The 25929-nt window shown below is 66.7% G+C and carries 24 protein-coding genes; 12 read left to right on the forward strand and 12 right to left on the reverse strand.

Annotated elements, in window-relative coordinates; all coding sequences use genetic code 11:
• Window positions 1-59 precede the first annotated feature (59 nt).
• From Ga0102493_RS09340 to Ga0102493_RS09355, 4 genes are read left to right on the forward strand one after another with little or no spacing between them, the layout of a single operon-like run.
• Window positions 60-2345 carry a TonB-dependent receptor gene (locus Ga0102493_RS09340; RefSeq protein WP_161490052.1) on the forward strand — a complete coding sequence of 762 codons (2286 nt, stop codon included), beginning with the start codon at window positions 60-62 and terminating at the stop codon, window positions 2343-2345.
• A 25-nt stretch (window positions 2346-2370) separates the two neighbouring features.
• The gene (locus Ga0102493_RS09345) at window positions 2371-3222 is read left to right on the forward strand and encodes an SDR family oxidoreductase (protein ID WP_034900951.1); all 852 of its coding nucleotides are present in this window, start codon (window positions 2371-2373) and stop codon (window positions 3220-3222) included.
• Window positions 3219-3647 carry an organic hydroperoxide resistance protein gene (locus tag Ga0102493_RS09350; RefSeq protein ID WP_034900947.1) on the forward strand — a complete coding sequence of 143 codons (429 nt, stop codon included), beginning with the start codon at window positions 3219-3221 and terminating at the stop codon, window positions 3645-3647. Before Ga0102493_RS09345 ends, Ga0102493_RS09350 begins: the two co-directional genes overlap by 4 nt.
• Entirely contained in the window at window positions 3644-4105 is a 462-nt protein-coding gene (locus Ga0102493_RS09355) for a nuclear transport factor 2 family protein (RefSeq protein WP_051697560.1), read from the forward strand. The genes Ga0102493_RS09350 and Ga0102493_RS09355 overlap by 4 nt, the downstream gene beginning before the upstream one ends.
• Here the strand turns inward: Ga0102493_RS09355 and Ga0102493_RS09360 are convergent.
• The gene (locus tag Ga0102493_RS09360) at window positions 4092-4442 is read right to left on the reverse strand and encodes an iron-sulfur cluster assembly protein (RefSeq protein WP_051697558.1); all 351 of its coding nucleotides are present in this window, start codon (window positions 4440-4442) and stop codon (window positions 4092-4094) included. The genes Ga0102493_RS09355 and Ga0102493_RS09360 overlap by 14 nt on opposite strands.
• Complete coding sequence (locus Ga0102493_RS09365) at window positions 4439-5545, reverse strand: amidohydrolase family protein (protein WP_051697556.1); 1107 nt, start codon at window positions 5543-5545, stop codon at window positions 4439-4441. Before Ga0102493_RS09365 ends, Ga0102493_RS09360 begins: the two co-directional genes overlap by 4 nt.
• A gap of 171 nt (window positions 5546-5716) precedes the next feature.
• Here Ga0102493_RS09365 and Ga0102493_RS09370 point away from each other — a divergent pair, with 171 nt between their 5' ends.
• From Ga0102493_RS09370 to Ga0102493_RS09395, 6 genes are read left to right on the forward strand one after another with little or no spacing between them, the layout of a single operon-like run.
• Entirely contained in the window at window positions 5717-7027 is a 1311-nt protein-coding gene (locus Ga0102493_RS09370) for an aromatic ring-hydroxylating oxygenase subunit alpha (RefSeq protein ID WP_034901793.1), read from the forward strand.
• Complete coding sequence (locus Ga0102493_RS09375; RefSeq protein ID WP_034900945.1) at window positions 7024-7500, forward strand: aromatic-ring-hydroxylating dioxygenase subunit beta; 477 nt, start codon at window positions 7024-7026, stop codon at window positions 7498-7500. Before Ga0102493_RS09370 ends, Ga0102493_RS09375 begins: the two co-directional genes overlap by 4 nt.
• Window positions 7500-8717, forward strand: coding sequence for a thiolase family protein (locus Ga0102493_RS09380; protein WP_034900942.1), 1218 nt, complete (start codon window positions 7500-7502; stop codon window positions 8715-8717). Before Ga0102493_RS09375 ends, Ga0102493_RS09380 begins: the two co-directional genes overlap by 1 nt.
• Entirely contained in the window at window positions 8714-10306 is a 1593-nt protein-coding gene (locus Ga0102493_RS09385) for a class I adenylate-forming enzyme family protein (protein WP_051697553.1), read from the forward strand. Before Ga0102493_RS09380 ends, Ga0102493_RS09385 begins: the two co-directional genes overlap by 4 nt.
• Entirely contained in the window at window positions 10296-11204 is a 909-nt protein-coding gene (locus tag Ga0102493_RS09390) for an alpha/beta hydrolase (RefSeq protein WP_051697551.1), read from the forward strand. The genes Ga0102493_RS09385 and Ga0102493_RS09390 overlap by 11 nt, the downstream gene beginning before the upstream one ends.
• Before the next feature lie 44 nt (window positions 11205-11248).
• Entirely contained in the window at window positions 11249-12190 is a 942-nt protein-coding gene (locus Ga0102493_RS09395; RefSeq protein ID WP_051697549.1) for a LysR family transcriptional regulator, read from the forward strand.
• Here Ga0102493_RS09395 and Ga0102493_RS09400 read toward each other — a convergent pair.
• The 8 genes from Ga0102493_RS09400 to Ga0102493_RS09435 all read right to left on the reverse strand — a co-directional run bounded on the left by Ga0102493_RS09400 (window position 12187) and on the right by Ga0102493_RS09435 (window position 20632).
• Window positions 12187-13644: an oxidoreductase gene (locus Ga0102493_RS09400; protein WP_034901782.1), complete on the reverse strand. Its 1458-nt coding sequence runs from the start codon at window positions 13642-13644 to the stop codon at window positions 12187-12189. The two genes, Ga0102493_RS09395 and Ga0102493_RS09400, sit on opposite strands and share 4 nt — an antisense overlap.
• Window positions 13645-13649: 5 nt before the next feature.
• Window positions 13650-16007: an oxidoreductase gene (locus Ga0102493_RS09405; protein WP_034900940.1), complete on the reverse strand. Its 2358-nt coding sequence runs from the start codon at window positions 16005-16007 to the stop codon at window positions 13650-13652.
• A gap of 120 nt (window positions 16008-16127) precedes the next feature.
• Complete coding sequence (locus Ga0102493_RS09410) at window positions 16128-16541, reverse strand: RidA family protein (protein ID WP_236922195.1); 414 nt, start codon at window positions 16539-16541, stop codon at window positions 16128-16130.
• Window positions 16538-17773, reverse strand: a complete 1236-nt coding sequence (locus tag Ga0102493_RS09415; RefSeq protein ID WP_081845519.1) for an acyl-CoA dehydrogenase family protein — start codon at window positions 17771-17773, stop codon at window positions 16538-16540. The genes Ga0102493_RS09410 and Ga0102493_RS09415 overlap by 4 nt, the downstream gene beginning before the upstream one ends.
• A gap of 1 nt (window position 17774) precedes the next feature.
• A complete protein-coding gene (locus tag Ga0102493_RS09420; RefSeq protein ID WP_034900938.1) occupies window positions 17775-18599 on the reverse strand; it encodes an enoyl-CoA hydratase family protein in 825 nt (274 codons plus the stop codon).
• Complete coding sequence (locus Ga0102493_RS09425; RefSeq protein ID WP_051697548.1) at window positions 18596-19063, reverse strand: MarR family winged helix-turn-helix transcriptional regulator; 468 nt, start codon at window positions 19061-19063, stop codon at window positions 18596-18598. Before Ga0102493_RS09425 ends, Ga0102493_RS09420 begins: the two co-directional genes overlap by 4 nt.
• Complete coding sequence (locus tag Ga0102493_RS09430) at window positions 19060-19797, reverse strand: SDR family NAD(P)-dependent oxidoreductase (RefSeq protein ID WP_034900932.1); 738 nt, start codon at window positions 19795-19797, stop codon at window positions 19060-19062. The genes Ga0102493_RS09425 and Ga0102493_RS09430 overlap by 4 nt, the downstream gene beginning before the upstream one ends.
• Window positions 19798-19870: 73 nt before the next feature.
• The gene (locus Ga0102493_RS09435) at window positions 19871-20632 is read right to left on the reverse strand and encodes an SDR family NAD(P)-dependent oxidoreductase (RefSeq protein WP_034900931.1); all 762 of its coding nucleotides are present in this window, start codon (window positions 20630-20632) and stop codon (window positions 19871-19873) included.
• A 208-nt stretch (window positions 20633-20840) separates the two neighbouring features.
• Between Ga0102493_RS09435 and Ga0102493_RS09440 the strand changes: the two genes are divergently transcribed.
• Window positions 20841-21440: an SDR family oxidoreductase gene (locus Ga0102493_RS09440; RefSeq protein WP_034900929.1), complete on the forward strand. Its 600-nt coding sequence runs from the start codon at window positions 20841-20843 to the stop codon at window positions 21438-21440.
• A 31-nt stretch (window positions 21441-21471) separates the two neighbouring features.
• Here the strand turns inward: Ga0102493_RS09440 and Ga0102493_RS09445 are convergent, their stop codons facing one another.
• A complete protein-coding gene (locus Ga0102493_RS09445) occupies window positions 21472-22602 on the reverse strand; it encodes a DUF2891 domain-containing protein (RefSeq protein WP_034900927.1) in 1131 nt (376 codons plus the stop codon).
• 144 nt (window positions 22603-22746) lie between these two features.
• On the opposite strand from Ga0102493_RS09445, the gene Ga0102493_RS09450 reads away from it, so the two are divergent.
• Window positions 22747-23781, forward strand: coding sequence for a sodium:calcium antiporter (locus tag Ga0102493_RS09450; RefSeq protein WP_034900925.1), 1035 nt, complete (start codon window positions 22747-22749; stop codon window positions 23779-23781).
• 17 nt (window positions 23782-23798) lie between these two features.
• Here Ga0102493_RS09450 and Ga0102493_RS09455 read toward each other — a convergent pair whose 3' ends face one another.
• A complete protein-coding gene (locus Ga0102493_RS09455; RefSeq protein WP_051697547.1) occupies window positions 23799-25928 on the reverse strand; it encodes an acetate--CoA ligase family protein in 2130 nt (709 codons plus the stop codon).
• Window position 25929 lies beyond the last annotated feature (1 nt).

Consider the following 25929-nt stretch of genomic DNA (forward strand, 5'->3'; position numbering starts at 1 on the left):
GCCGGCATCAGCCAAGCCCGCACCCAGCCTCGCCTGCGACGCAAAGGGGAGTAATGAACATGACCAAGCCAGGGCCCGTGCAGTTCGCGGCATCCATATTGCTGGCATCGACCGCGATGCCGGCCTTCGCGCAGGACCCCGACCGGGCTTCGGGAGATGCACAGGAGATGCCGCAGGAAAACCCCGAATCCGGGGGCGTGGGCACGATCATGGTCACCGCCGAACGCACCAGCCGTTCGATCCAGGACACTCCGATCTCGGTCACGGCGGTGAGCGGCGAAACGCTCAAGGCGACGGGCGCGGTCGTTATCAACGATCTGGCCGCGACGGTCCCGAACCTCACCTCCACCACCGGGCCACAGGGTTCGGCGGACGCAAATTTCTTTATCCGCGGCGTCGGCCAGTTCGATTTCATCGTCACCAATGACCCCGGTGTCGGGCTGTATGTCGACGGCGTCTATCTCGGCCGGACGGTCGGCGCGATGCTCGATGCGGGCGACGTCGAACGGGTAGAGGTGCTGCGCGGGCCGCAGGGCACGCTGTTCGGGCGCAACACGCTGGGCGGCGCGGTGAGCGTGGTGACCAAGCGACCCGAACTCGGCGTCGTTTCGGGCGATGCGCAGGCGACCTATGGCAGCCGCGACCGTATCGATCTCGATGCGAGCCTCAACCTGCCGATCGGCGACACCGCCGCAGCGCGCGTCTACGGCTTCTACCGGCAGCAGGACGGGTTCGCCGACAATGTCGTCACCGGCGAGGATTTCGGCCGGATCGACCGCTATGGCGCGCGCGCGCAGCTGCGGTTCGAATTCGGACCCGACGTGACCGTCGATTTGTCGGCCGATTATTCGCTCGACAAGTCGAACCCGGCGCCTTCGGTCCTGCGCTCGATCCTGCCCCTGCCGTTCTTCCCGCCGGCGGCGCTGAACGACGTGCAGGACCCGGACAATTTCTACGACATCTTCGCCTCGAACAGTCCCGAGGCGAGGAACGAGGTCTATGGCTTCTCCGGCACCGTCACGGTTGACCTTGGCGCAGCCGAGCTGAAGTCGATCACCTCCTACCGCGTACTCGACGGGTTCTCGACCTCCGACCCCGACAGCACGCGCTTCCAGCTTTACGATCAGCTGGTGTCGACCGAGCAGGACCAGTTCAGCCAGGAGCTGCAACTGACCGGCACCGCCTTCGGCGATGCGCTCGAATACCTTGTCGGCGGCTATTACTTCAGCGAGGACGCAGCCCAGGTGCTCGACCTGTGCTTCGCGCCGATCAGCAGCCCGGCCGCCCAGCCGTTCCAGGCGTGCAACACCTGGACGCAGGGCAACGACCAGCAGACCGAAAGCTTCGCCGTGTTCGGACAGGGGCGGCTTTCGCTGACCGACAGCCTCTCGGTCACGCTGGGCGGGCGTTACACCTGGGATGAAAAGGACATTATTTCGAACCAGTTCTTCGATTTCCGCCCGCAGCTGGTCGGGCCGGGCGCCGTGTTCGGCTTCGGCCTCCCGCCCGAGCTGATCGGCGAGGCGATCGTGCTGCCGATCGTCACCGACCTGCCGGGCAGCGCGAGCTTCGAGAAGTTCACGCCCAAGATCGGCGTCGAATATGAACCCAACCCCGATCTTTTGTTCTACGCGTCCTATTCCGAAGGCTTCCGCGCCGGTGGCTTCAACGGACGCCTGATCGCCCCGCAGGCGACCATCCCGACCTATGAACCCGACACCAACGAAACCTTCGAGGTGGGCCTGAAATCGGACCTGCTCGATAGGGCACTGCGCTTCAACCTCACGCTGTTCCATTCGCAGTACCGCGACATCCAGCAGACCATCGCCGATCCGGCGGTGCAATTCCGGGTCGCGAATGCGGGCGATGCGACGCTCAAGGGTTTCGAGACCGAAATCGCGATCGTTCCGACCACCGGCCTCAGGTTCGATTTCGCGGTCGGCTACACCGACAGCGAATTCGAGGACGTGCCCGTCACGGTCGGTCCGATCAACGGCAACCGCCTGCCCTTCAGCCCGGAATGGACCATCTCGGCGGCGGCGCAGTACGACATCTATCTTGCCGGGGGCACGCTCACGCCGAGAGTCGATTTCCGTTACCAGTCGGAGGTCTTCTTCACTGCCTTCAACCTGCCGTTCGAGGAGCAGGAGGGCTATGGTCTGCTCAACGGGCGGATCACCTGGGTCGATCCGTCTGAGACCTTCACGCTCGCAGCCTTCGGGCTCAACCTGTTCGATGTCGAATATTTCACTTTCGGCCAGAACGCGCTCGCGTCGCAGGGCGTTGCCTATAATTACCTTGGGCGGCCGCGCGAATTCGGCGTGAGCGCGGGAATTCGCTTCTAGAGCGCTTCTGGAGAGGTTGGACACCATGCGGATCCTCGTCATCGGCGGAACCGGGAATGTCGGCGGGCGGACCGTGGCGCGGCTGCGTGAGAGCGGGCACGAGGCAGTGCCCGCCGCCCGTAACCCGGGCCCGGGCCCGGGCGGGCTTGCGCTCGATCTCGGCACGATCGGGGATCGGACGCACGATTTCGAAGGGTTCGACGCCGCTTTCCTGATCACCCCGCTCGGGCCGGAGGAAACCGAGATCGGCCTTGCCGCGGTCAAGGCGCTGCGCGATGCGGGCGTTGGCCGGATCGTCTATCTCGGCATCCACAATCTCGAGGCGATGCGCGCGATCCCCCATTTCGAGACCAAGGTGCCGATCAAGCAGGCCGTGTTCGACCGGGCGAGCGATTGCGTGCTCGAGGCCAATTTCTTCTTCCAGAACGACCTCATGGCGCTGCCGGCGATGACCGGGGCCGGAATCTACCCGCTGCCGGTCGGGACGACGGGCGTGTGGAGCGTCGATGCCGCCGACATCGCCCGCGCGGCGGCGCGCGCGCTGACCCTGCCCGACTGGGCGGGCCGCGCCGTGCCAGTGTGCGGGCCCGAACGCCTCACCGGCCCCGCGATCGCCGCCGACTGGGGCGCCGCGCTCGGCCGCGAGGTCGCCTATGGCGGCGATGATGTCGAACCCTTCGTCGGGCAGATGCGCGGCGTGATACCCGGCATGACCGACTGGATGGCTGAGGACATGGCGATCATGATGAAGGTCACGCAGGAAATGGGCTGCCCCGCCACCCCCGACGATCTCGCCGCGAGCGAGAACGTCGTCGGCGCGCCGCTCACGACCCACCGCGCATTCGTTCACCGCACACTCGAGGAGACCACCCCATGAAAGCAATGTACACCGCCCATGCCACCGCCACCGGCGGGCGCGCCGGCCATGTCGAGACGAACGACGGCATCGTCAGCTTCGACCTTGCCATGCCGCCCGAAATGGGCGGTCCCGGCGGCGGGGCGAACCCCGAACAGCTCTTCGCCGCCGGCTATTCCGCCTGCTTTCACGGGGCGCTGCAATTCGTTGCGGGGCAGGACAAGACCGACGTTTCGGGGTCGAGCGTGACCGGCCATGTCTCGATCGGCGAGAACGATGCAGGGCCCGGCTTCAAGCTCGGCGTGGTGCTCGACATCGACGTTCCCGCGCTCTCGCAGGCCGAGGCCGAGGCGCTCGCCGAAAAGACGCACCAGGTCTGTCCCTATTCGAACGCGACCAGGGGCAATATCGAAGTCGAACTCAACGTCACGGGAGGAAAGGCATGAGCACTGGTTACGCATCCGCGCTTGCCGCGGAACACGACGCGCCGCCGATGCGGCCGCTGACCGACAAGGACCACCCCAACGCCCACATGCTCTACGCCGCGCACAAGGCGTTCCAGAACGGCGATCTCGACGGTCTTTTCGCGCATATCGCCGAGGACGCGGTGTGGCACATGCCGGGCGATAACGCGCTCGCCGGGTCATACAAGGGTCATGCCGAGATCATGCGCAATTTCGGGATGCTGCAGGAGGCGGTCGATGCCTATTGGGCGCATCCGCTCGACTATTACGGCAGCGATGATCACGTCACGCTGATCGCCGAGGTCCATGCGCGCAAGGGCGACCGGGAACTCCATACGAAGGAGGCGATGACGTGGCGGGTCGAGGACGGCCAGCTCAAGGAATGCTGGCACCTGTGCCTCGAACCCGAAAAGTGGGACGCCTTCTTCAGCGCTGACTGACGCCTGCCGCGCGCTTGCGCCACGCCTGGGGCTCGCCCTCCATTTCGACCGTCCTGAGCCCGGCGGGTCGGCGCCAGATGTGATCGGTGTCGACCCGCGTTTCCACCCGGTCGAATTCGTCGAATTGCTCGAGCGCCTCCCGCGCCGCCTCGATGAAGTGCGGCGCCATGGTGCATCCGGGGAAGGTCACGCAGAACGTGACGCGGAGCGTGCGGTCCTCGATTTCCCAGCCCAGCACCAGCCCCATCTCGACCAACCCCGTCGGGCGGCCCGAGGCGACGCTGCACGGGTCCTTTACCCGGTCGAGTTCGATCCTGATCCTGTCGTCGAGCGTCACGCTGCCACTCCTTGAGCTTCTCCCTGCCAGATCGACCAGGCGGGCTTGATGCCCTCCGCGCGTTTGCCTGCGAAGGCGTCTTTCGCTTGGGCCGCACGATAGGCGGCGATGTCGAGCCCCATGGCGCGCGCGTAATTGCCACCCAGGATCATGCGCTTCATCGTGTCGTCCAATTGCGGGATGCCATGGCGGCTCATGACCTCCTCGCTGAAACGGAAATTCCAGAACAGCTCCAGCACGTGCTGAGGATGGATCACGGTGCAGCCCGTCGACCACAGCAGTTTCTCGATCCCGCCCCATTGCATCATCAGCGCCAGCGCCGCCTCGAACCGGCCGGGCGCCTGCCATAGCAGCGCGGTCGTCGTTTCCAGATTGGCGTAGACATTGGGAAACCGCCCGATCGCCATCGCCGTCTCCTCGACGAAGGCCATGCCCGAATGGATGATCTCGAAGTTCATGCCCGGGAAACTGTCGGCGGCCTGCTCGAAATCCTCGCCGATCCGGTAGGGCGCGAGCGGGACCGAGCCATTGGGCAGGGCCTTGTGGATCGCGATTGTCCTGAGCCCGCGCTCCTGCGCGCGTTCGATGAGGGCAAGGACCGTATCGTCATTGGCGAGCCAGCGGCGATAGGGGTCCATCTGGTGCGGGTAGAGCTTGACCCCGATTGCGCTCGGCAGGTCCTCGTGCTGGCGGTCGAGATCATCGAGCACCTGCGCCTTATCCTGCGTCGGGTCGAGCCCGATATAGCCGAGGCAGCGTTCGGGATAGGAGCGGCACAGCTCCAGCGTCTTCCATTCCGCTGCGAAACCGTCCTTGAACCAGGTGTCGAGCCGCAGGGTATGCGTCCCGAACAGGTCGGTGCGGCTTTCCTCCAGCATGGTGCGGGCAAGGACGTGCGGGTCCATGTCGACCATGTAGACGTCCTGCCGGCAGATCCGGTCGGGCGGGCTCATCGCGGTGTGGAGCCCGTATGACATGAGGTGCAGCTGCTCGCCGTATTTCGACGCGACATTGTCGGGCGACAGGTTGAGCGCGTGGACCACTGCGTCGATCACGAACACGTCGTCCGGGATCAGCTCGAGGCCCTCTAGAGTGGCTGGCATGGGCGGTGTTCTCCCCTTGGTCTGCAAGTTCGCCCGGAACCTACAGTTCCACCGCGCGAAGCACAGGGCGTTTCGGTCCGGTTCTCATAACCAACTTTCATGAACTCTTGCCTCTGGGCGATTATCGCGCCGGCCCGCTTCGTGTTTGACTGCATCAAACTGGAGAAAACGATGGCAACTCAGCTGCGTGAACCCGACCGGCTTTCGCCCGCCGACCTCGTGCGCGAGGATGCGGTGCACCGTTCGGTCTACACCGACCCGGCGATCTTCGACCTCGAGATGGAGCGCATCTTCGGCCGCGCCTGGCTCTATCTCGGCCATCGCAGCGAGTTCAAGGAGGCCGGCGACTACGTCGTGCGGCACATGGGCAAGCAGGCGGTGATCCTGACGCTGGGCAAGGATGGCGACGTCCGCGCGATCTTCAATCGCTGCACCCATCGCGGCGCGACCCTGTGCGCCTTCGACAAGGGGTCCGCCCCGCACGGACACCAGTGCCCCTATCACGGCTGGATGTTCAACGCCGACGGATCGGTGCGCTTCGTCCCCTACGACAAGGGCTATGGCGAGCGGCTCGACAAGGGGGAAATGGGCATCGAGCAGGTCCGGATCGAGGAATATCGCGGCTTCCTGTTCGGCAACCTCATGGGCGATGCCGCGCCTCCGCTCGAGCATTTCCTCGGCCACATGAAGACCTCGATCGACGATCTCGTCGATCGTTCGCCCACGGGCGAGCTCGAATGCGGACCCTACGTGCTGCGCCACTATTACCGCGCCAACTGGAAGATGACCTTCGAGAACCTGAACGACACGGTCCATCCCGGCTTCGCCCACGCCGCCTCGGTCGTATCGGCCAAGGCGGTCGCGAACGAGGTCGGCGGGCCGGAAAACATTGTGCCGACCATCGGCATGATGATGGCTAACGGCAAGCCGATCCAGTTCTTCCAGGATATCGACATGGTGACGGCGCCAGGCGGGCACAGCTATATCGGCGGCCACATGGGGGCGGACTACACGCCTGACACCTCGGACGCCTACACGGCATCGCTGATCGACTATCACGGCGCGGAAAAGGCGAAGGAGGTGCTCTCGGTCGATCGCCACCTCATGCTGCTCTACCCGTCGAGCTTCTGGCACGCGCGCTACCAGACGCTGCGCATCATGCGTCCCGTGCGGCACGACCTGACCGAGATGATCGGCTTCGTCTTCCGCCTGAACGGCGCGCCGGAGGAGACCTATCGCAACGCGATCGAATATTGCACCGGGGCGAACAGCGCGGCCTCTCCCGTGATCTCGGACGATCTGGAAATCTACGAGCGGTGCCTGCTCGGCAATGGCTTTGGCGAGCGTGAGTGGATCCCGACGAGCCGCGGAATGGACGAGGACCGTGAGCGGACCAACAGCCACGACCGGATGCCCGCGACTTCCGAAGGCTTCATCCGCAACCAGTTCCGCGCCTGGGCCGATTACATGGGGCAGGCATGACCGACGAGATCCGCCTCTTCGTCGAGCGCGAGGCGCGCCTCCTTGACCAGATGCGCTACGAGGAATGGGTCGCCCTGTTCCTGCCCGATGCGCGTTACTGGGTGCCGGTCAGCCTCGACCAGCCGAGCCCGGAGGCCGGGCCGAGCCATTTTCACGACGACATCCAGGTTCTGATGGTGCGCACCCACCGGCTAGCCAATCCGCGCGCCTTCGGGGCCGAACCTTCCCCGCGCACTGTGCACATCGTCTCGGGCGTGACCTGGGAAGAGGACGGGGAGGATATCCTCGCGACCTCTTCGCAGATCATGCTCGAATACCGCAATCGCGGCAATTTCGACGATGACCTGCGCCTGTTCGGCGGGCAGGTGACCCATCGCCTGCGCCGCGAAGGCGGAGAGCTTCGCATCGCCCGCAAGCGGATCGACCTCGTCAATGCCGAGGGCGCCTTCAACGCGATGCTGGCGCCGCTGTGATGGCCGGCAAGAACGAGCCCATCGCCCACATCGTACCGGGGAGCGGCTGGTCGACCCCCTTCGTGCGCTGGCAGGGCGCCTTTGCCGAACTGCACAGTCTCGAATTCGCCGCCTGGACGGCGCAGCGCGCTCTCGCAAGGAGGGAAATCCCGCTCGATGCGCTCGATTTCGGAGTGCTGGGCTTTACCGTCCCCCAGAAGGGTTCGTTTTACGGCCTGCCCTTCGTCACCGGCACGATGGGCGCGGCGCACATCGCCGGGCCGAGCGTGATGCAGGCCTGCGCGACTTCGGCCCGCTGCCTCGCCCTTGCCGCCGAAGAAGTCGCGAGCGGGCGGGCGGGCGCAGCGCTGGTCCTTGCAGCCGACCGGGTCTCGAACGGGCCGCATATCTATTATCCCAGCCCCGGCGGACCCGGCGGCACGGGACGCGCGGAGGACTGGGTGCTCGACAATTTCGCCGGAGACCCCTTCGCGCGGGTGGCGATGGTGGAAACGGCGGAGAATGTCGCAAGGAAGCACGGCGTCACCCGCGAGGAGCAGGACGACGTTACGCTGATGCGCTATCACCAATATGCCGATGCCATCGCCGAAGACCGCGCCTTTCACCGCCGCTTCATGGACCTGCCGTTCGAAGCGCCCGATCCGCGCTTTCGCAAGGTCATGGGCGAGATCGAGGGCGATGCGGGCGTGCAGCCGGCGAACGAGGACAAGCTGCGCTCGCTCAGGCCCGTGATCGAGGGCGGAACCGTGACCTATGGCGGCCAGACCCATCCGGCGGACGGGAATGCCGGGCTTGTCGTCGCCGACCGCGAACGGGCGCGCGAACTCGCCCCGGACGCGCGATACGACATCGCGCTCCTCGGCTTCGGCCAGGCCCGGGTCGAACCCGCCTACATGCCCGAGGCCCCCGTCCCCGCAAGCCGCGCCGCGCTCGATGCCGCCGGCCTCTCCATCGGGGACATCGACGCGGTCAAGTCGCACAATCCCTTTGCCGTCAACGACATAGTCTTCGCGCGCGAGACCGGTTTCCCGCTGGAACGCATGAACAATTACGGCTGTTCGCTGGTCTGGGGCCACCCGCAGGGCCCGACGGGTCTTCGCGCGATGATCGAACTGATCGAGGAGCTTGCCGCGCGCGGCGGCGGGCGCGGGCTGTTCCAGGGCTGCGCGGCGGGCGACAGCGCGATGGCGGTTGTGCTGGAGGTGACGGAGCGATGACGACGATCCTTTCGCATGGAAACGGCAAGGCGGTTTGGGTCCCCGAAACTGTTCCCGCAATCCTCGAACGGGCGGTGCGCGAGCGCCCGCGGGACATCGCGCTCGTCTCGGACGAATGCGAACTGACCTATGCGCAGTACGGCGATGCGGTCGCCCGGCTCGCGCGGCGCCTGTCACGGCATGGCAGCCCGGGCGACACCGTCGCGATCATCCTGCCCAACATGGCCGCCACCGCCATCGCGATCTTCGCTGCGCAGAGCGCCGGGATGGTCGCAGCCACGCTCAATCCCGATTACACCGCCGCCGAACTCGCCCCCATGATCGAGGACTCCGCGCCCGCCTGCGCGATCGTCGCCTGCGACATCCATCCGCGCATCGCCCATCTCTTCGCGCAGGCGACCGAAATCCTGCTGGTCGACGGCGATGCCGCGATCCTCGAGGATCTCGGTATCGGCGGGGAGGAGGCGCCGGCCGGTCCTCTCCCTTCGCCCTCGCCCGACGATCTTGCCGTGCTCCAGTTCACCGGCGGCAGCACCGGCCGGCCCAAGGGGGTGGAACTCACTCACCGCGCGGTCGCCACGAATGTCGCCCAGCGCGAAGCGGTCCTGCCGACGCATTTCGGCGACGAGCGCATTCTTTGCTTCATGCCGATGTTCCACAGCTTCGCGGCGGCGATGTGCGTCAACCTTGCCGCCTATTGCGCGGGCAAGCTCGTCATCCTGCCGCGCTATCGCCCGGACTGGGTGGTCGAGGCGATCGGTGGCCACGCGATCACGCGGCTGCCCGCGGGCCCAACCGTATTCAACGGGCTGATCCGTTTTGGCGGGCTCACCCGCGAAGGGGTGGCCAGCCTCAGATGCGCCTATTCGGGCTCGGCGCCGCTCGGTATCGAGACGCTCGCGCAATGGGACGCGCTGACGGGCGTGCCGATCTACGAAGGCTACGGCCAGAGCGAGGCGGGCCCGATCCTGACCTATTTCGGCCCTGGGATGAACGTGAAACCCGGCAGCGTCGGCCCGGCCCTTCCCGGCACCGAGGTGCGGATCGTCGATCCTGAAAATCCCGCGCGCGACCTACCGACGGGCGAAGCGGGAGAGATCGCCGCGCGCGGCCCACAGGTGATGCGCGGCTACCGTTCGCTCGCCAGCGAGACGCGCGCGACGCTGCACGGCGGCTGGCTGCACACCGGCGATATCGGCATGCTCGACGAGGACGGGCACCTCACCATCGCGGATCGCAAGAAGGACATGGTGCTGATTTCGGGCTACAATGTCTTCCCGCGTGAGGTTGACGAGGCGCTGCTCGCCCACCCGGCCGTTGCGGCTGCCGCCTGTGTCGGCGTGCCCGACAGCTATCGCGGCGAACGCCTCGTCGCTTTCGTCACCCCGGCGGACGACGGCGAAGTGGACGCAGAGGGCCTCGCCGACTGGCTTGCCGAACGCCTCGTACGCTACAAGCGGCCTTCCGAATACCGCGTGCTTCGGTCCCTGCCGCTCACCGCGGCGGGCAAGATCGACAAGCAGGCGCTGAAACGCGCCGCGCTCGAGACGCCTGCCGCAGCCGACGGGGAGGCACGCCATGTCGCTTGATCAGGTTGCACCGATCCGCGCGGCGCTGATGGCGCGGCGTGCTGCGCCTGCCCCGCCGGTCGATGCCCGCCGGGCCGGGTTCGAGGCGCAGATGGCCGATGTCCCGCTGCCGCCTGATTTCACCGCCACGCGGGTCCAGCTGAGCGAGCATTGCAGCGCGCTGTTGTGCGGCGTCGAAGACGCGAGCAAGGAGCGGGTGCTGCTCTGGCTGCATGGCGGGGCGTTCATCCTCGGTTCGTCCGAAAGCTACCAGCCGATGGCCGCCCGCCTGTCGCGCGCCGCCGGGGCGCAGGTGCTGGTGCCCGATTATCGCCTCGCGCCCGAACATCGTTTTCCAGCGCCGGGCGAGGATACTCTGGCCGCGCTCGACTGGCTCGAAGCGCAGGGTCACACGGTTGAGACCACCGCGATCGGCGGCGACAGCGCGGGAGCCAATCTCGCGCTTGGTGCGATCCAGCGGCGCATGGCGGAGCGGGGAGCCAGCCCGGTGCATGCGGCATGGCTGGTCTCGCCCTATCTCGACCTCACCCATTCGGGCGCATCGATCGCGGCGCGCGCGGCCCGCGATCCCTTCGTCGATCCCGCCGGAATGCCCGAGACCGCGCAGCGCTATCTCGGCGAACACGATCCGGCAGATCCCGCGGCATCGCCGTTGTTCGGCAGCTTTGAAGGCTTCCCCCCGACACTGATCCAGGTCGGGTCGGACGAGGTCCTGTTCGAAGACGCCGCGCGCGCGCGCGGCGCAATCGAGGCGACGGGCGGGACATGCGTCTTCCAGGAATGGGCCGGCATGGTCCATGTCTGGCCGCTCTTCGCGCACCAGGTCGACGAAGGCGGCTGGGCGATCGAGCAGGGCGGGGCCTTCCTCCGCTCGCAGGCGCCCGAAAACGGCGGCTGACCGCGCGTATTGCCAGTTTCGGGGGGTCTGCTAGTCAGAACGGCATGGAACTGCGCCAGATACGCCATTTCCTCGAAATCGTGCGCTGTTCGAGTTTCGGCCAGGCGGCCGAACGCCTGCACGTCACCCAGCCGGCCCTGTCCAAGAGCATCCGCAATCTCGAACATTCGCTCGGGGTGAAGCTGCTCGAACGCCATCCCAATGGCGTCGTCCCGACCGATTACGGCGAATTGTTCCTCGAATACGCATCGCTCATCGCTGCCGAGATCGACCGCGCCAAGGCCGAGATCGAACAGATGAAGGGGACCGGGCGCGGCGTCGTGCGGGTCGGCGCAGGGGCGACGATCCTGCAATATCTCATCCCGCAGGCGGTGCGTGCCTTCATGGCGCAGGGCACGGATTCTGCGGTCACGTTCCGCCAGGGCCTGCGCGACGAACTCATCGCCTGCCTCAGGCGCGGCGAGGTCGATATCATCGTCGGCGCGATCGCCCCGTCTGGCGCCGAGGAGGACGACGAATTCCGCCGCGAACGGGTGCTTCGCGACACGATCGTGGTCGTCGCCAGCGAAACCCACCCACTTGCCCACGCGCAAAGCGTGAGCATCGCCGACATCGCCGGCTATCGCTGGGTCCTGCCCGAGGGGACCGAGAACGAGCGCGACCGGCTCGCCCGCGTGCTCCGCTCCGAAGGGTTCGAACAGCCCGATTGCGTCATCACGACGCCATCGTCCAACTTCATGTCGACCATGCTGCAGGGCAGCGACTATCTCAGCTACCTGCCCGAGGCGCTGCTGAATGGCGAAGGCAATTACGCCCATCTCAAACGCATCGCGATCGAGCGGCCGATCTGGGATCCGGTGGATGTCGGAGTGATCTATCGCCGCCGCGGCATCATGCTGCGGCCGGTGCGGCGCTTCATCAACCGCCTGGTCGAAGCCGGCGCGACGATCGAGCAGGAGATGGGGACGGCCGAAGCGCGAGCCTAATCGCGATCACGGCCCCATTGCGGAGCCACGGTGCGCCGCTTGCCGTCGGGAGTGCGCGGCGTCTCCTCGTCCAGGGCCTCGCGGTCCCACAGCTTGCAGGTGACCATCTTGTGCTTCTGGTCGAGCCCTTCGCAGTAATTGGTGTATTCGCACAGACGCACCTTCGAGCCATTGCCGCTGCGCACCTTTTCGAACCAGTCGGGATCGGCCATCGCCTGCCGCGCCAGCCCGACGATGTCGCCTTCGCCCGCCGACAGGGCGCTTTCGGCCTGATCGAAATTGTGGATCCCGCCCGCGACGACGATCGGGGTGTCGAGCCCGCCGGCGCGCAGGCGTTCGCGGATCGCCCGTGCGGGCGCGAGATTGCGGCCGAACGGACCGCGCGCGTCGGATAGATATTGCGGCATGCATTCATAGCCGCTGCGCCCGGTATAGGGATAGGCCGCCTCGCCCACTTTCGGGCGCTTCGCATCCTCGAACTTGCCCCCGCGCGACAGCGAGATGAAGTCCATGCCGGCAAGCGCGAACTTCTCGGCAAAGAACAGCGCGTCGCCAAGGCCCGAGCCGCTCTCGATGCATTCCTCGGCCAGCATCCGGCAGCCGACCGTGAAACTGTCGCCGACCGCGCCGCGCACCGCGTCGAAGACCTCGAGCGGCAGCCGCACGCGTCCGTCGGGATCGCCGCCATAGCCGTCGTCGCGCGTGTTGAGTGCAGAGAGAAAGGAGGCCATCGTGTAGGCATGGGCATAGTGCAGTTCGACCCCGTCGAAGCCCGCCGCCTCCGCCCGGCGCGCGGCATCGGCGAACAGGCCCGGCAGGGTTTCGGGCAGGTCGGCGACATGGGGCAGGTGGATATCGGTCACACGCTCGCGCGAGCCCATCGACAGGCTTTCGAATTCGCGCGTGGTGAGGACCGCCTCGAGTTCCTCCTCCGACATCGCGGCGAGCGTTTCGCGAACCTCATCCTCGCTCGCCTCGGTCATGCCGAGCGCCTCGCGGTGATGGTCTCCGATGGCAAGGAAACGCCGGATGAACTTTTCGGCAGGCTGACGCCGCTTGATCGCCAGAAAGTCGATCAGCTGGATGAAAAGCTTCGTCTCTCCCCCGCTCGCCTCGCGCACGGCCCGCACGATGTCCTGCAATCCCTCGATATAGCGGTCATGGCTGGCGCGCAGCAGCGGACCCGAAGGTATGTCGCGGATCCCGGTCGCCTCGACCACGATCGCGCCGGGACGGCCCTGGGCAAAGCGGCGATACCAGTCGATCACGTCGCGCGTGACCTCGCCCTCCTCGGTCGCGCGCCAGGGGACCATCGCGGGGATCCAGGTCCGCTGGGCGAGCGAGAGGCGACCATGTTCGAGCGGCTGGAAAAGGCGCGATCGCCGCACTTCCCGCTCGCTCGGCCAGTGTCCGCCGCGCGGCGAATAGGCGATCTTCTCGGGCGGCTTCCACATCGCCTTCAACCGGCACTTTGCTGATAGTGGCGGCGTTCAGGCCGGGCCTTCAGGGCAAGTTCGCGCGCCTTCTCGTTCGCCTTTTCCGCCTCCCGGTAGAGCTGGTATTCGCCCGAGCGCAGCTGTTCCGGCCAGCCGAGCGGCTGCCCTGCGACCTTGCGCACGCCGTAATGTCCGGCGGCATGGCGGGTCCAGAACGGGTCGTTGAGATGCGGCCGGGCGAGCGCGCACAGATCAGCGCGGCCCGCCGCGATGATCGTGTTGACCTGTTCGGGCAGCGAAATGTCGCCCACCGCGATCGTCGGGATGCCGACCTCGTTGCGGACGAATTCGGCGAACGGCGTCTGCCACATCCGGCCGAAGACCGGCTTCTGCCAGCGCACCGTCTCGCCGCTGGAGCAATGGATGATGTCGACGCCCGCATCCTTGAACAGCCCCGCGATGATCGCGAGATCGTCGAGCGTGAGGCCACCCGGCGCCCAGTCGCTTGCCGACAGGCGCACCGACATCGGCCGGTCCTCGGGCCAGACTTCGCGCATCGCCCGGAACACTTCGAGCGGATAGCGCGCCCGCGCCCGTGCATCGCCGCCATATTCGTCCGAACGTTCGTTCGTCAGCGGCGATAGGAAGCTCGCCAGCAGGTATCCATGCGCGCAGTGCAATTCGAGCATGTCGAAACCGGCCCGCGCGCCGCGTTCGGTCGCGGCGACGAAATCGGCCTTCACCTGGTCCATCTGTTCGCGCGAGAGTTCGCCCGGAACCGAGGACACGCCCTCGATATAAGGGATGGGCGAAGCCGAGACGATCGGCCAGTTCCCGTGTTCGAGCGGCATGTCCATGCCCTTGTCAGGCACGTTGGTCGAACCCTTGCGCCCGGCATGGCCCAGTTGCAGCGCGATTCTGGCCGGGGTGCGGTGGATGTTCGAGACGAGACGAGTGAAATCGGCCTCCTGCTCGTCATTCCACAGGCCCGTGCAGCCCGGCGTGATCCGCGCATTGGGAGAGGTGCAGGTCATCTCGGTGAAGATCAGGCCCGTCCCGCCCAGCGCCCGCGCCATGTAATGGGTGTGATGCCAGTCGTTGAGCCTTCCGTCCTCCGACGAATATTGCGCCATCGGCGCCATCGCGACGCGGTTGGGCAGGGTCAGACCGCGCAGGTCGAGCGGCGAGAACATCGGCGTCGGCCGATCCGGGCCGAGATCGCGGCCGGTTTGCGCGGCATAGACCTCGTAGAACTCGTGTTCGACATCCTCGAGGAACTTCGCATCGCGCAGGCCCACATTGTCCCACGTCACCGACTTCGCGCGGCTCATCAGCGAAAAGGCGAACTGGAAGCGCGGCTTTTGCCAGTGCATCGCCATGTCTTCGAACCAGCGCAGCGACACCGCGGCGCTGTGCTGCGTAATCTCGACCGGCGTGCGGCGCTCTTTCTCATAGGCTTCCTGGATCGCCGGGACATCGCCCGGATGGGCGACGACCTGGTCCGACAGGGCGATCGCGCATTCCATAGCGAGCTTCGTGCCCGACCCGATCGACCAGTGCGCGGTCGCCTTGGCATCGCCCAGCAGCACCATCTTGCCGTGCGACCATTTCTCGCAGGCGATGACCGGGAAATTGCGCCAGATCGAACGGTTCGTGATGAGCCCGTGATTGTCGAGACAGTCGGCGAACACGCGCTCGAGATAGCGGGCGCTATCCTCCTCGCTCATCTCGGCAAATCCGGTCGCTTCCCAGGTTTCGGGCGTCGTTTCGATCACCCAGGTCGAACGCTCTTCATTGTACTGGTAGGAGTGGGCGCAGAAATGGCCGTGCTCGGTCTCGCGGAAGAAGAAGGTGAAGGCGTCGAGCGGCTTGGTCGATCCCATCCAGGTGAAATAGTTCGGTCGGTCCTGCCGGGTGACGCCGAATTCCTCGGCAAAGCGGTCGCGCATCGGCGATCCGATGCCGTTGCCGATGACGATGAGGTCGCTGTCCGCGAAACGCTCTTCGAACGTGTCGGGATCGATCGTGGTTTCGAAGTGCAGCTTCACCCCGACCGCGCGGCAGCGGTCCTGCAGCAAGGTGAGCAGCAATTGCCGGGAACAGCCCGCAAAGCCGTTCCCGCCGATGGTCGAGCGTTCGCCCTCGCGGTCGACCACGATATCGGTCCAGTAGGCAAGGTGGCCCTGAAGCAGGTCGTAGCTCTCGGGATCGGCGTTGAGGAATTCATCCATCGTCTCATCAGAGAACACCACGCCGAAGCCGAACGTGTCGTCGGCCCGGTTCTGCTCGAACACCTCGATCTCGCATTCGGGCATGCGCTTCTTGGTCAGGAGGGAGAAATAGAGGCCGCCCGGCCCGCCTCCGATCACGGTAATCTTCATGGCTTCCTTCCTCGTTGCAAATCGGCCCAAGGGCAGCGAACCGGCCCGGTTCCGCCCGCAGGCGCAAGATAGTTTAGGGCTAAGGGATCATGCCGCGCGATATTCTCGATCATTGCCGCCTTACCCCGTTCCGGCCTGCGGGACGACCGCGGTCACCTCGATCTCGACCTTGGCCCTTTCCTCCACGAGCGCGCTGACACCGATCACGGCCATGGTCGGGAAGACCTTGCCTAAGCGCGCGCGCCACGCCGCGCCGATCTCCTTGAGGCCCGTGCGGTAAGCGTCGATGTCGGTGACGTAGCAGGTCATGCGCACGATATGCTCGGGGCCCGCGCCGGCCTCGGCGAGGATCGCGACGATATTGGTGAGCGCCTGATCGAACTGGCCCGCGAAATCGTCGGCTTCGAAGACCTCGTCCTTGGTCCAGCCGATCACTCCGGCGGTGAAGACCATCCGGCCTTCCGCCGCGATGCCGTTGGCATAGCCCTTCGGACGCGGCCAGCCGGCGGGCAGGAGCGCGCGATGCATCGTCATGCCACACCCCCCGCTGCGACGAGGGGCGCAGGTCCGCTCGCCGCCTCTGCATCCCTCTCGGCCAGTTCGCGCTTCAGCCCTTCGAGCAATTGTCGGGCGATCACGATCTTCTGGACCTCGGAGGCGCCTTCATAGATGCGCAGCGCGCGGATCTCGCGATAGAGTTCCTCGACCTTGACGCCCTTCGTGACGCCGAGCCCGCCGAACAGCTGGACCGCCTTGTCGATCACCTGCTGCGCGGCCTCGGTCGCGTGGAGCTTCGCCATCGCCGCCTCTCGCGTGACGCGGCGGCCCTGGGTGTCCTTGACCCAGGCCGAGCGGTAGACGAGGAGCGCGGCGGCATCGACGTCGAGCGCCATCTCGGCGAGGCTCGCCTGCGCGATCGGCAGGTCGGCAAGCGTCGCGCCGAACATCTCGCGGGTGAGCACGCGCGTCCCCGCTTCCTCGAGCGCGCGGCGAGCGAGCCCGAGCGCCGCCGCGCCGACTGTGGTGCGGAAGATGTCGAGTACCGAAAGCGCGACCTTGAAGCCCTTGCCCTCTTCGCCGATCCGCCTTTCGCGGGAGAGCCGGACATTGTCGAACCTGATCCGGGCGAGCGGGTGCGGGGCGATCACGTCGATCCGTTCGGGCACGCTGAACCCGGGCGCATCGGCATCGACCACGACCGCGCTGACGCCCGCCTCTCCGCGCGCGAAGACACAGTAGAAATCGGCGATCCCGCCATTCGAGATCCACAGCTTCTCACCGTTGAGAATGAATTCGCCCCCTTCTTCGCGCAGCGTCGAACGCATCGCGGCAGCATCGGACCCGGCCTCTTCCTCGGACAGGGCGAAGGCCGCGATCTTCTGTCCCCGCGCGACGGCGGGGAGATATTCGGCGCGCAGCGCCTCGCTGCCGAACACGCTGATCGCGCCCGACCCCAGCCCCTGCATCGCGAAGGCGAAATCGGCGAGGCCGGAATGGCGCGCCAGCGTCTCACGGATGATCGAAAGCGAGCGCACGTCGAGCGCCTCGTGCATCCCGCCATGCGATGCCGGGACGCAATAACGCAGCCAGCCGCCTTCGCCCAAGGCCCGCACGAGCGCGCGGCAGGTGTCGTCAAGCCGGTCCTCGGCACCCTCCGCCTCGACGATGGGAGGCAGAATGCAGGCGGCCCATTCATCGAGTTCGCGGGCGAGACTTGCGTGATGGGCCTCGAAAAAGGGCCAGTCGAGATAGGTCCGGTCGGCCATGTCAGTCCCCCTCGAACTCCGGCTTGCGCTTGTCGACGAAGGCGCGGTAGGCGCGCTCGAAATCGCGGGTCTTCATGCAGATCGCCTGCGCCTGCGCTTCGGCCTCGATCGCCGCCTCGAGGCTCATGTCCCATTCGTGGTTGAGCTGGTTCTTGGTCATCGCGTTGGCGAAGGTCGGGCCGGAGGCAAGCTTGCGGGCGAGTTCCAGCACCCGCTCGTCCAGTTCCTCGGCCGGGAAGACGCCGTTGAAATACCCCCAGGCCAGCCCCTCTTCCGCGCCGAGGCTGCGGCCGAAGAAGAGTAATTCGCTCGCCCGGCCCTGCCCGATGATTCGCGGCAGGATCGCGCAGGCGCCCATGTCGCAGCCGGCGAGGCCGACGCGGTTGAACAGGAACGCGGTCTTGGCCTCGGGCGAGGCATAGCGCAGGTCGGAAGCCATGGTGATGATCGCGCCCGCGCCGGCGCTGACCCCCTGCACCGCCGACACGATCGTCTGCGGGCAGGCGCGCATCGCCTTGACTAGATCGCCCGTCATCCGCGTGAATTCGAGCAGGCCCGGCATCTCCATCGCGACCAGCGGTCCGATGATTTCGTGCACGTCGCCGCCCGAGCAGAAATTGCCGCCATTGCTGGCGAAGACGACGACGTGGACATCGCCCGCGTAAACGAGAGCGCGAAAGAGGTCGCGCAGTTCGGCATAGGATTCGAAGGTCAGCGGGTTCTTGCGCTCGGGCCGGTTCAGCCGGATCGTCGCGACGCCCTCGCTGAATTCCCACAGGAAATGTTCGGGCGCATAGGTGGCAGGGTCGAAGGTGCGAGTGGTCATGCGGCGGCCCTTTCCCTTGCCTGGCGCGACAGCGGCGCCTCTATTCGGCGGGCGAGCGCCAGCAGCACGCCCACCTCGTCCTCGGAAAAACCCTCGAAGCGTTCGCACACCCATTCGCGGTGGCGATCGGCCATGCGTTCGAACAGGGCCGAACCCTGCGGCGTCAGCCGGAACAGGACCGAGCGCCTGTCATTCGGGCACGGCTCGCGCTCGACCAGCCCCTCGCGGATGAGCGGCGGCGTGAGCTGCGAAGTCGCCCCGTCGGTGACCAGCAGGAATTGCGACAGCTCGCTCGCCCGCAGCCCGTCGGGCCCTACCCGGTGCAAAGCCGAAAGAAGGTCGAAGCGCGACAGCGACTGCCCGAATTCCGAACGCAGCCGCGCATCGAGATCCTTCTTGATCGCATTCGATCGGCCGAGCAGCTCGATCCAGAGCCGCAGCACCTGTTTCTGATCCCCACTCACGCTATCGTCTCCCCCCCGTCCACGATGATGGATTGCCCGTTGACCGAAGCCGCCTTCGCGCCCGCCAGCCAGAGCGCCGCATCGGCCACTTCGTCGGGGTCGATCAGCCGCTTCATCGGATTGCCTTTCACGAATTGCGCGACGAGCTCGGCTTCGTCCCGGCCCGTCCTCTCCTTGAGCCCGTCGATCGCGCCTTCAACCAGCGGCGTATCGGTAAAGCCGGGGCAGATCGCATTCGCGGTCACCCCGGTCCCGGCCAGTTCGATCGCGAGAGAGCGGATCAGACCGAGCACCCCGTGTTTCGCCGCGCAATAGGCCGCGCTGTAGGCATAGCCCTTGACCGAGGCGGTCGAGGCGACCGCTATGAAGCGCCCCCGACCCCGTTCGACCATGGCCGGAATGACGGCCCGCGCGCACAGGAACACGCCGGTGAGATTGACCGACAGCATGGCGTTCCACGCTTCGTCCGAGGTCTTCAGCGCAGGCGCGGTGAGAGCGGCGCCGGCATTGGCCACGAATATGTCGCAAGGCCCGATCTGCGCCGCGGCCCGTTCGACCGAGGCGCGATCGCCGACATCCATGACGGCATGCGCAAAGCCCGTTCGGCGGAGCTTTTCCTCATCGCGGCCGGTCACCGTCACACGATAGCCCCCGTCGGCGAGCGCGCGGGCAATCGCAAGCCCGATACCCGAGCCGCCGCCGGTCACCACCGCTGTTTCGCCCGCTGCGTTCATGGATAATACCTTAGGCCTAAACTAACTCGAGTCAAGCCGCCTTCGCCAAGCAAGAGCGGGCGTTGCCGGCCGGCTAGCGGATGCCCTTGCCCTGCCCGCCGTCCACGCCGAGAGCCGCGCCCGTGACCCAGCCGGCGCGCCGGGAGACCAGCCATGCAGCGGCGTCGGCGATCTCTTCGGGCTTTCCGAGGCGGCCGAAGGGGATGCTCGAGCGGACCATTTCGTATACCGGGGGGTTCTGAGTGCGCATCGCCTCCCACCCGCCACCGGGAAATTCGACCGAGCCGGGAAGCAGCGCGTTCGCCCTGATGCCGTTCCTCGCCTCGTTCACGGCGAGCTTCTTGGCATAGGCGTTGAGCGCGGCCTTGGCCGAGGTGTAGCCGTAATCCTCCATCGGCGACGCCTCGATCGCCGAGACGGAAGATACCAGGAGGATCGAGCCTTCGCCCCGTTCGCGCATGGCCGGCAGAACCGCCTCGACCAGCCGGACCGCGCCCATCAGGTCGACCGAAAGGCTCCTGTCCCAATCCTCGCGCCCGCCGCCGACGGAAAGCGCGGAGGCATTGCTGACGAGAATGTCGATGCGTCCGAAGCGTTCGCGAGCGGCCTCCACAAGCCGGGCGACCGATCCGTCATCCGACACGTCGGCGGGCACCGCCAGCACTTCGCCGCCCGCCGCGCCCACGGTTTCGGCCGCCTTTTCGAGCGCGTCCTGCCCGCGTGCGGCGATGCACAGCTTCGCGCCCTCCGCCGCGAGCGCTTGCGCGATCGCAAGACCGATCCCGCGGCTCGCCCCGGTCACCAGCGCGACCTTGCCTGAAAGTTCCAGATCCATGATTCCCCCCCTTTCAAGGACAGGAGAGTGACCCAACCCGCACGCGCAGTCCAGCATGGACGCCTGCGCCCCATACGCTCGCATGGCAGCCACCGCGCGCCGGCAACGCTTCCCCGCGCTGGCGAAACGATCGTGCCCGGCCTCGATTGGTCAAGTGAACCAGCCGTTTTCACACGCGGCACTTTCATCAAGCAGGAGGCACGACACCATGAAAATCCTTATCGCAGGCGCCACCGGAGATACCGGGCTGCGCCTTACCCGCCAGCTTTCGAAGACCGAACACGAACCGATCGCGATGCACCGCGCATCGTCCGACATTTCGGGGCTGCCCGAAGGCGTTGCGAGGCGCGAAGCGGACCTGACCGCGCTCAAGGGCGATGAATGCGACGGTGTGGATGTCGTCGTCTTCGCCGCCGGATCGGGCGGCGATACCGGCGCCGAGATGACCGACAAGGTCGATCGCGACGGTGCGCGGCGGCTCGTCGACATCGCCGGGGAGGCGGGCGTGAAACGCTTCGTCATGCTCAGTTCGATCGGTGCCGGCGATCCCGATCCCGATTCCGAACTCGGCCATTATCTCGAGGCCAAGCACGATGCCGACGAACACCTGATCGCCTCGGGCCTTGCCTATACGATCGTGCGCCCCGTCGCTCTCACCGACGATGACGGAAGCCGCAATGTGAGGCTCGGCGACGAGGTCGATCCGCAAGGCAAGGCGGCTCGCGGCGATGTCGCCGCCGTGCTCGCCCGCGCGGCCACCGGGCCCGAACTTGAAGGCAGGGTGTTCCTGATGGAAAGCGCGGGTTAGGCGCGCGCCCCCGGCTGGCCCGGACACCTCGTCAGTTGGCTGTCCCGGCGACAATCCCGCGCTTCGTGACGAGATAGGTCGCGAAGCTCCCCAGCCAGTGGCTTCCTTCGTAGGTTTCCGAGCTGATCGAGGCGATGCCCGTCTCGCGGTGGCGATCGGCCGAAGCCTGCAATGAAGCGCGCCGCGGATCCGCGGGGGGAAGCGCGGATGCGATCCCCTCCATCGCCCAGGCGCGCGACAGGTTGACGCCGTCGAGATGGACGAGCTTGCCATCGGTCGGATCGCGCACGATGCCCGGCTCAAGCCAGTCGGCCGATCCATCCAGCGGGATGCCGGGCAGGAACCCGCCCAGCCATTCGCCGAAACGGTCGGGCCGCATGACCCGGCGCATCAGATCCGCCTCCATCAGGCAGGGGGAGAGGAAATCCTCGCCGGACGGCTCATAGCCGATCGGGCAATCGCGGTCGCCTTCGTGGAATTCCAGCGTCTTTTCTACGAGCATTTGCTCCAGTTCTTCGTTGCCGACCTGCCGGCCGTAATCGAGCATGAGGCCAAACGCGAACGCGCTCTGATTGTGGGTCCCGATGCGGATGGGATAGGCAAGCTTGGGAAGCCAGCTCATCATGTTGGCCACGATTCCGTCTTCGAGCGGCCGCAGGTTTTCGCGCCATTCGCGCATCTGCGGATCCTCGCTCTCGTCCAGTTCCGCGACCAGTTGGAGGAACCAGGCAACACCATAGGGCCGCTCGAAGGAAGCGCGATTGCCGCTGGTGTAATAGTCGACCTCACCGGCGATATTCTCCGCCGTCAGGCTGCGGGCGAGCGCTGCGAGGATCGCGTCGCGCATGGGCGTTTCGGGGTCGGTGCGGGCGATCCGCGTTAGCAGCCAGTGTCCATGCACCGAACTGTGCCAGTCGAAACACCCGTAGAATGCGGGCGTAAGCGCGCTGGGCGGACGCGCATCGGCATCGCTCTCGAGCACGTGAGAGATCTTGTTCGGATATTCGCGGTGAACGCATTCCAGCGCCAGCACGGCGAACCGATCCGTCTGGCTGTCCGGCCGCGGCAGGGGAAGGTCGCGTGCTTCCATCGTTCCTTCGCTTTCCGGCGAACAGGCCGCCAGCAGGATGGCAGTGATCGAACCGAATACCAGTGCGCGCATGCGGCTGCGTATCGGCTTTCGGCGCTGCCGCCAAGTGGTGGCGGGAGATGACGATGCGGACCGCCGCGGCACATCCCGGCCGCAGTAAGGATCGGGACATATCCGGATGGGCCGGCGCGCTTCGCCGTCCGACACTGCGCGGCGATGGCGGAGTGGGCGATCCCGGTCCTGTTCGTGCTCGCAGGCGCGGCGGTGTGGTGGGCGGGCAGCCGCCTGCCGCATCATGTCGCTGCGCTTGCCGAGCGGCTGGGGCTCGCACCGGGATTTGCCGGCATGCTGGTGCTGGGAGGCATCACCTCGCTGCCCGAGCTTGCGACCGGCATTTCCGCGAGCGCGATCGGCGCACCGCTTCTCGCCTTCAACAACATACTGGGCAGTGCGAGCTTCAATCTCCTGCTGCTCGCCCTGTCGGACATGGTGCTTGGCGCAAGACCCCTGACATCGCTCGTCGCGCGGCCCGGCGTGGTCATCCAGGGCGTGCTCGGCATGATCCTGTTCGCGCTGGTGGGCGCGGCGATCGGTATCGGCGATGGCGGCTGGGGCGACGACGGCTGGGGCGGGCCTGTCGGGGCGTGGTCGGCGGCGATCTTCATCGCGGTGATCGCCGCATTGCTCGTCTCGCTAAGAGCCGAGCGCCGTCCGATGTGGCTGGCTCTCGATTTGCCCGGAGCCAAGCACGCAGAGGCAAAAGAACCGGACGTCAAACCGCCCCGAGCGCCGCTGGCAATGCTTGTCATGCTGTCTGCGATCGTGGTCTTTGCAGGCGGCGTGCTGGCATGGAGCGGTGAGGCGATCGCGCGCGAGACGGGTCTCACGACGGGGATCGTCGGTTTCCTGCTGGTCGCCATCGCCACCTCGCTGCCCGAAGCGAGTGCCGTGACGGGGGCGATGAGGCGTGGACATGGCGAACTGGCGATCGGCGAGATCTTCGGCTCGAACATATTCAATCTCGCCATCATCATCGTGATCGACCTCGTCGCGCGCGGCGATCCGGTGATCGAACGCGCAGGCGAGGCCGAGATAGCCGCCGCAATGCTGCCGCTGATGCTGACCGGCATCTTCGTCATCGGCCTTGTCGAGCGGCGCGACCGCACGGTGTTGCGCATGGGGCCGGATTCGATCGCGGTGATCCTCGCCTATGGCGGGGGCCTTGCCCTGCTCCTTTCCCTCGCGCGATGACCGGGCAGCAAGGACCTTCAGCCGAGCACGACCCGCGCATCGAGCGCGATTGCGCCGCCGGCATCGGCAAGCAGCGGATTGATGTCGAGCTCGGAAATTTCCGGCAGCGCGACCGCCAGGCGCGAGACTCCCTCGATCACGCCTGCGATCGCCCCAAGATCGGCTGCGGGCACGTGGCGATAGCCCGAGAGCAGGCGCGCTATGCGGGTCGCACCGATCATGTCGCGCGCATCCTCCGGCCCGATCGGCGGCAGGCCGGCAGCCTTGTCCGCGACCACCTCGATCGCGGTGCCGCCTGCACCGAACATCACGACCGGGCCAAAGGCGGGATCGCGCGCGATTCCGATGAACAGCTCGTGGGCGGATTTGCGCGCGATCATCGGCTGCAGCGCAAAACCCTCGATCCGCGCCTCGGGGAAGGCACGGGCGAGATGCGCGCGCATCGCCTTGCCTGCGCGCTCCACCGCCGCCGCGTCCGACAGGCCGAGCACGACGCCGCCGAAATCGGACTTGTGGGTGATGTCGGGCGAGACGATCTTGAGAGCGTAAGGCGCATTGATCGCGCGGCAGGCCGCTTCGGCTTCATCCAGCGAAGCGATGAAATGCGTCGGCACGACCGGGATGCCGAAGGATTGCAGCAAGCGCTTGGCCTCGATCTCGCTCAGGATCGCGCGACCATCGGCGCGTATCCCGGCGAGAACCTCGCGTGCGTCGGCCGTCTCGTCGGGCAGCGCGGGTGCGGGATCCCGGCGCGCGCGCCTGCCCTTTGCCCGGCGCGTCTCGACCAGCGCGGCAAAACCGGCGACGGCCTGCGATGGCGTTGCAAATACCGGCAGCCCCGCATCCTGCAGCACCGGCGCGGACGCCGCGAGATTGGCATCGCCGAGCCAGCACGCGAGCACGGGGATCTCGCGGCCGGTCCTGCGTGCCCGCGCAGTCGCGGCAGCGCTCGCGCGGGCCGCTTCGCCCGGCTCGATCAGGCCGGTGGGGCAATTCATCACCAGCAGCGCATCGACGCCCTCATCCTCAAGCACGGCACGGATCGCCGATTCGTAGCGCACGGCGTCGGCATCGCCGATGATGTCGATCGGATTGCCGCGCGACCAGCCGGCGGGGCAGGCGCGATCGAGTGCCTCGATCGTGCCCGGGGAAAGCTGCGCGAGATGCCCGCCGGTGCGTGCCAGGGCATCGACCGCGAGTATTCCCGCACCCCCGCCATTGGTGAGGATCGCGAGCCGATCGCCCGAACCTTCGGGATGGAGATGCAGCAGGCTTGCAGCGCCGAGCATATCGTCCAGCGTGTCGACCGCGACCACGCCTGCCTTGCGAAAGGCGGCGCGATAGACATCCCACGACCCGGCAAGCGCGCCGGTGTGCGACAACGCCGCCCGGCCCGCCTCGCGGCTGCGCCCGGCCTTGAGCGCGATGACGGGCTTCGATCCGCTCGCTGCACGAGCCGCTTCGAGGAACCCCGACCCGTCGGCCAGACCTTCGATGTAGAGCAGGATCGCGCGGGTCCCGGGATCGCGCGCGAACAGGGCAACAAGCTCGCCTATATCGGTCTGCGCCATGTCGCCGACCGAGACCACGGCCGAAAACCCGATTCCGCGCGGGGCCGCCCATTCAAGCATTGCGGTGGCGATCGCGCCGCTCTGCGACAGGAGGACGAGATCGCCGGCTTTCGGCATGGCGCGCGCGAAGCTCGCATTGAGTGCGTGACGCGGCAGTATGAGACCGAGGCAGTTCGGCCCGATCAGCCGGATCCCTGCCTGGCGCGCGGCCTCCAGCATCGCGCGTCCCGCCTCGCTCTGGCGTCCCAGGCCGGCGGAGATCACCACGGCTAGCCGGATGCCCTTCGCGCCCAGTTCGCGCAGAGCAGCCGCGACATGGGCCGCCGGGATGGCGACAACCGCGAGGCCCGGCCCTTGGGGTATGTCGCTCACGCCCGCGAAATGACCCTCGCCCGGCTCGCCCAGCGGATGCGGATTGACGGTGTGCAGCTCGAAGGGGCGCCCCGGGCAGGAGAGATTGTCGTAAACGCTTCTGCCGACCGATCCCGGTCGCCGCGAAGCACCCACCAGCACCACGCGCGGCGGTTCAAGCCAGTCGAGCTGGATTGGCGCAAGGCCTGTCTCCGCAAGCTGCATC

The organism is Erythrobacter litoralis, from assembly GCF_001719165.1.
In the GTDB taxonomy this organism is placed as follows: domain Bacteria; phylum Pseudomonadota; class Alphaproteobacteria; order Sphingomonadales; family Sphingomonadaceae; genus Erythrobacter; species Erythrobacter litoralis.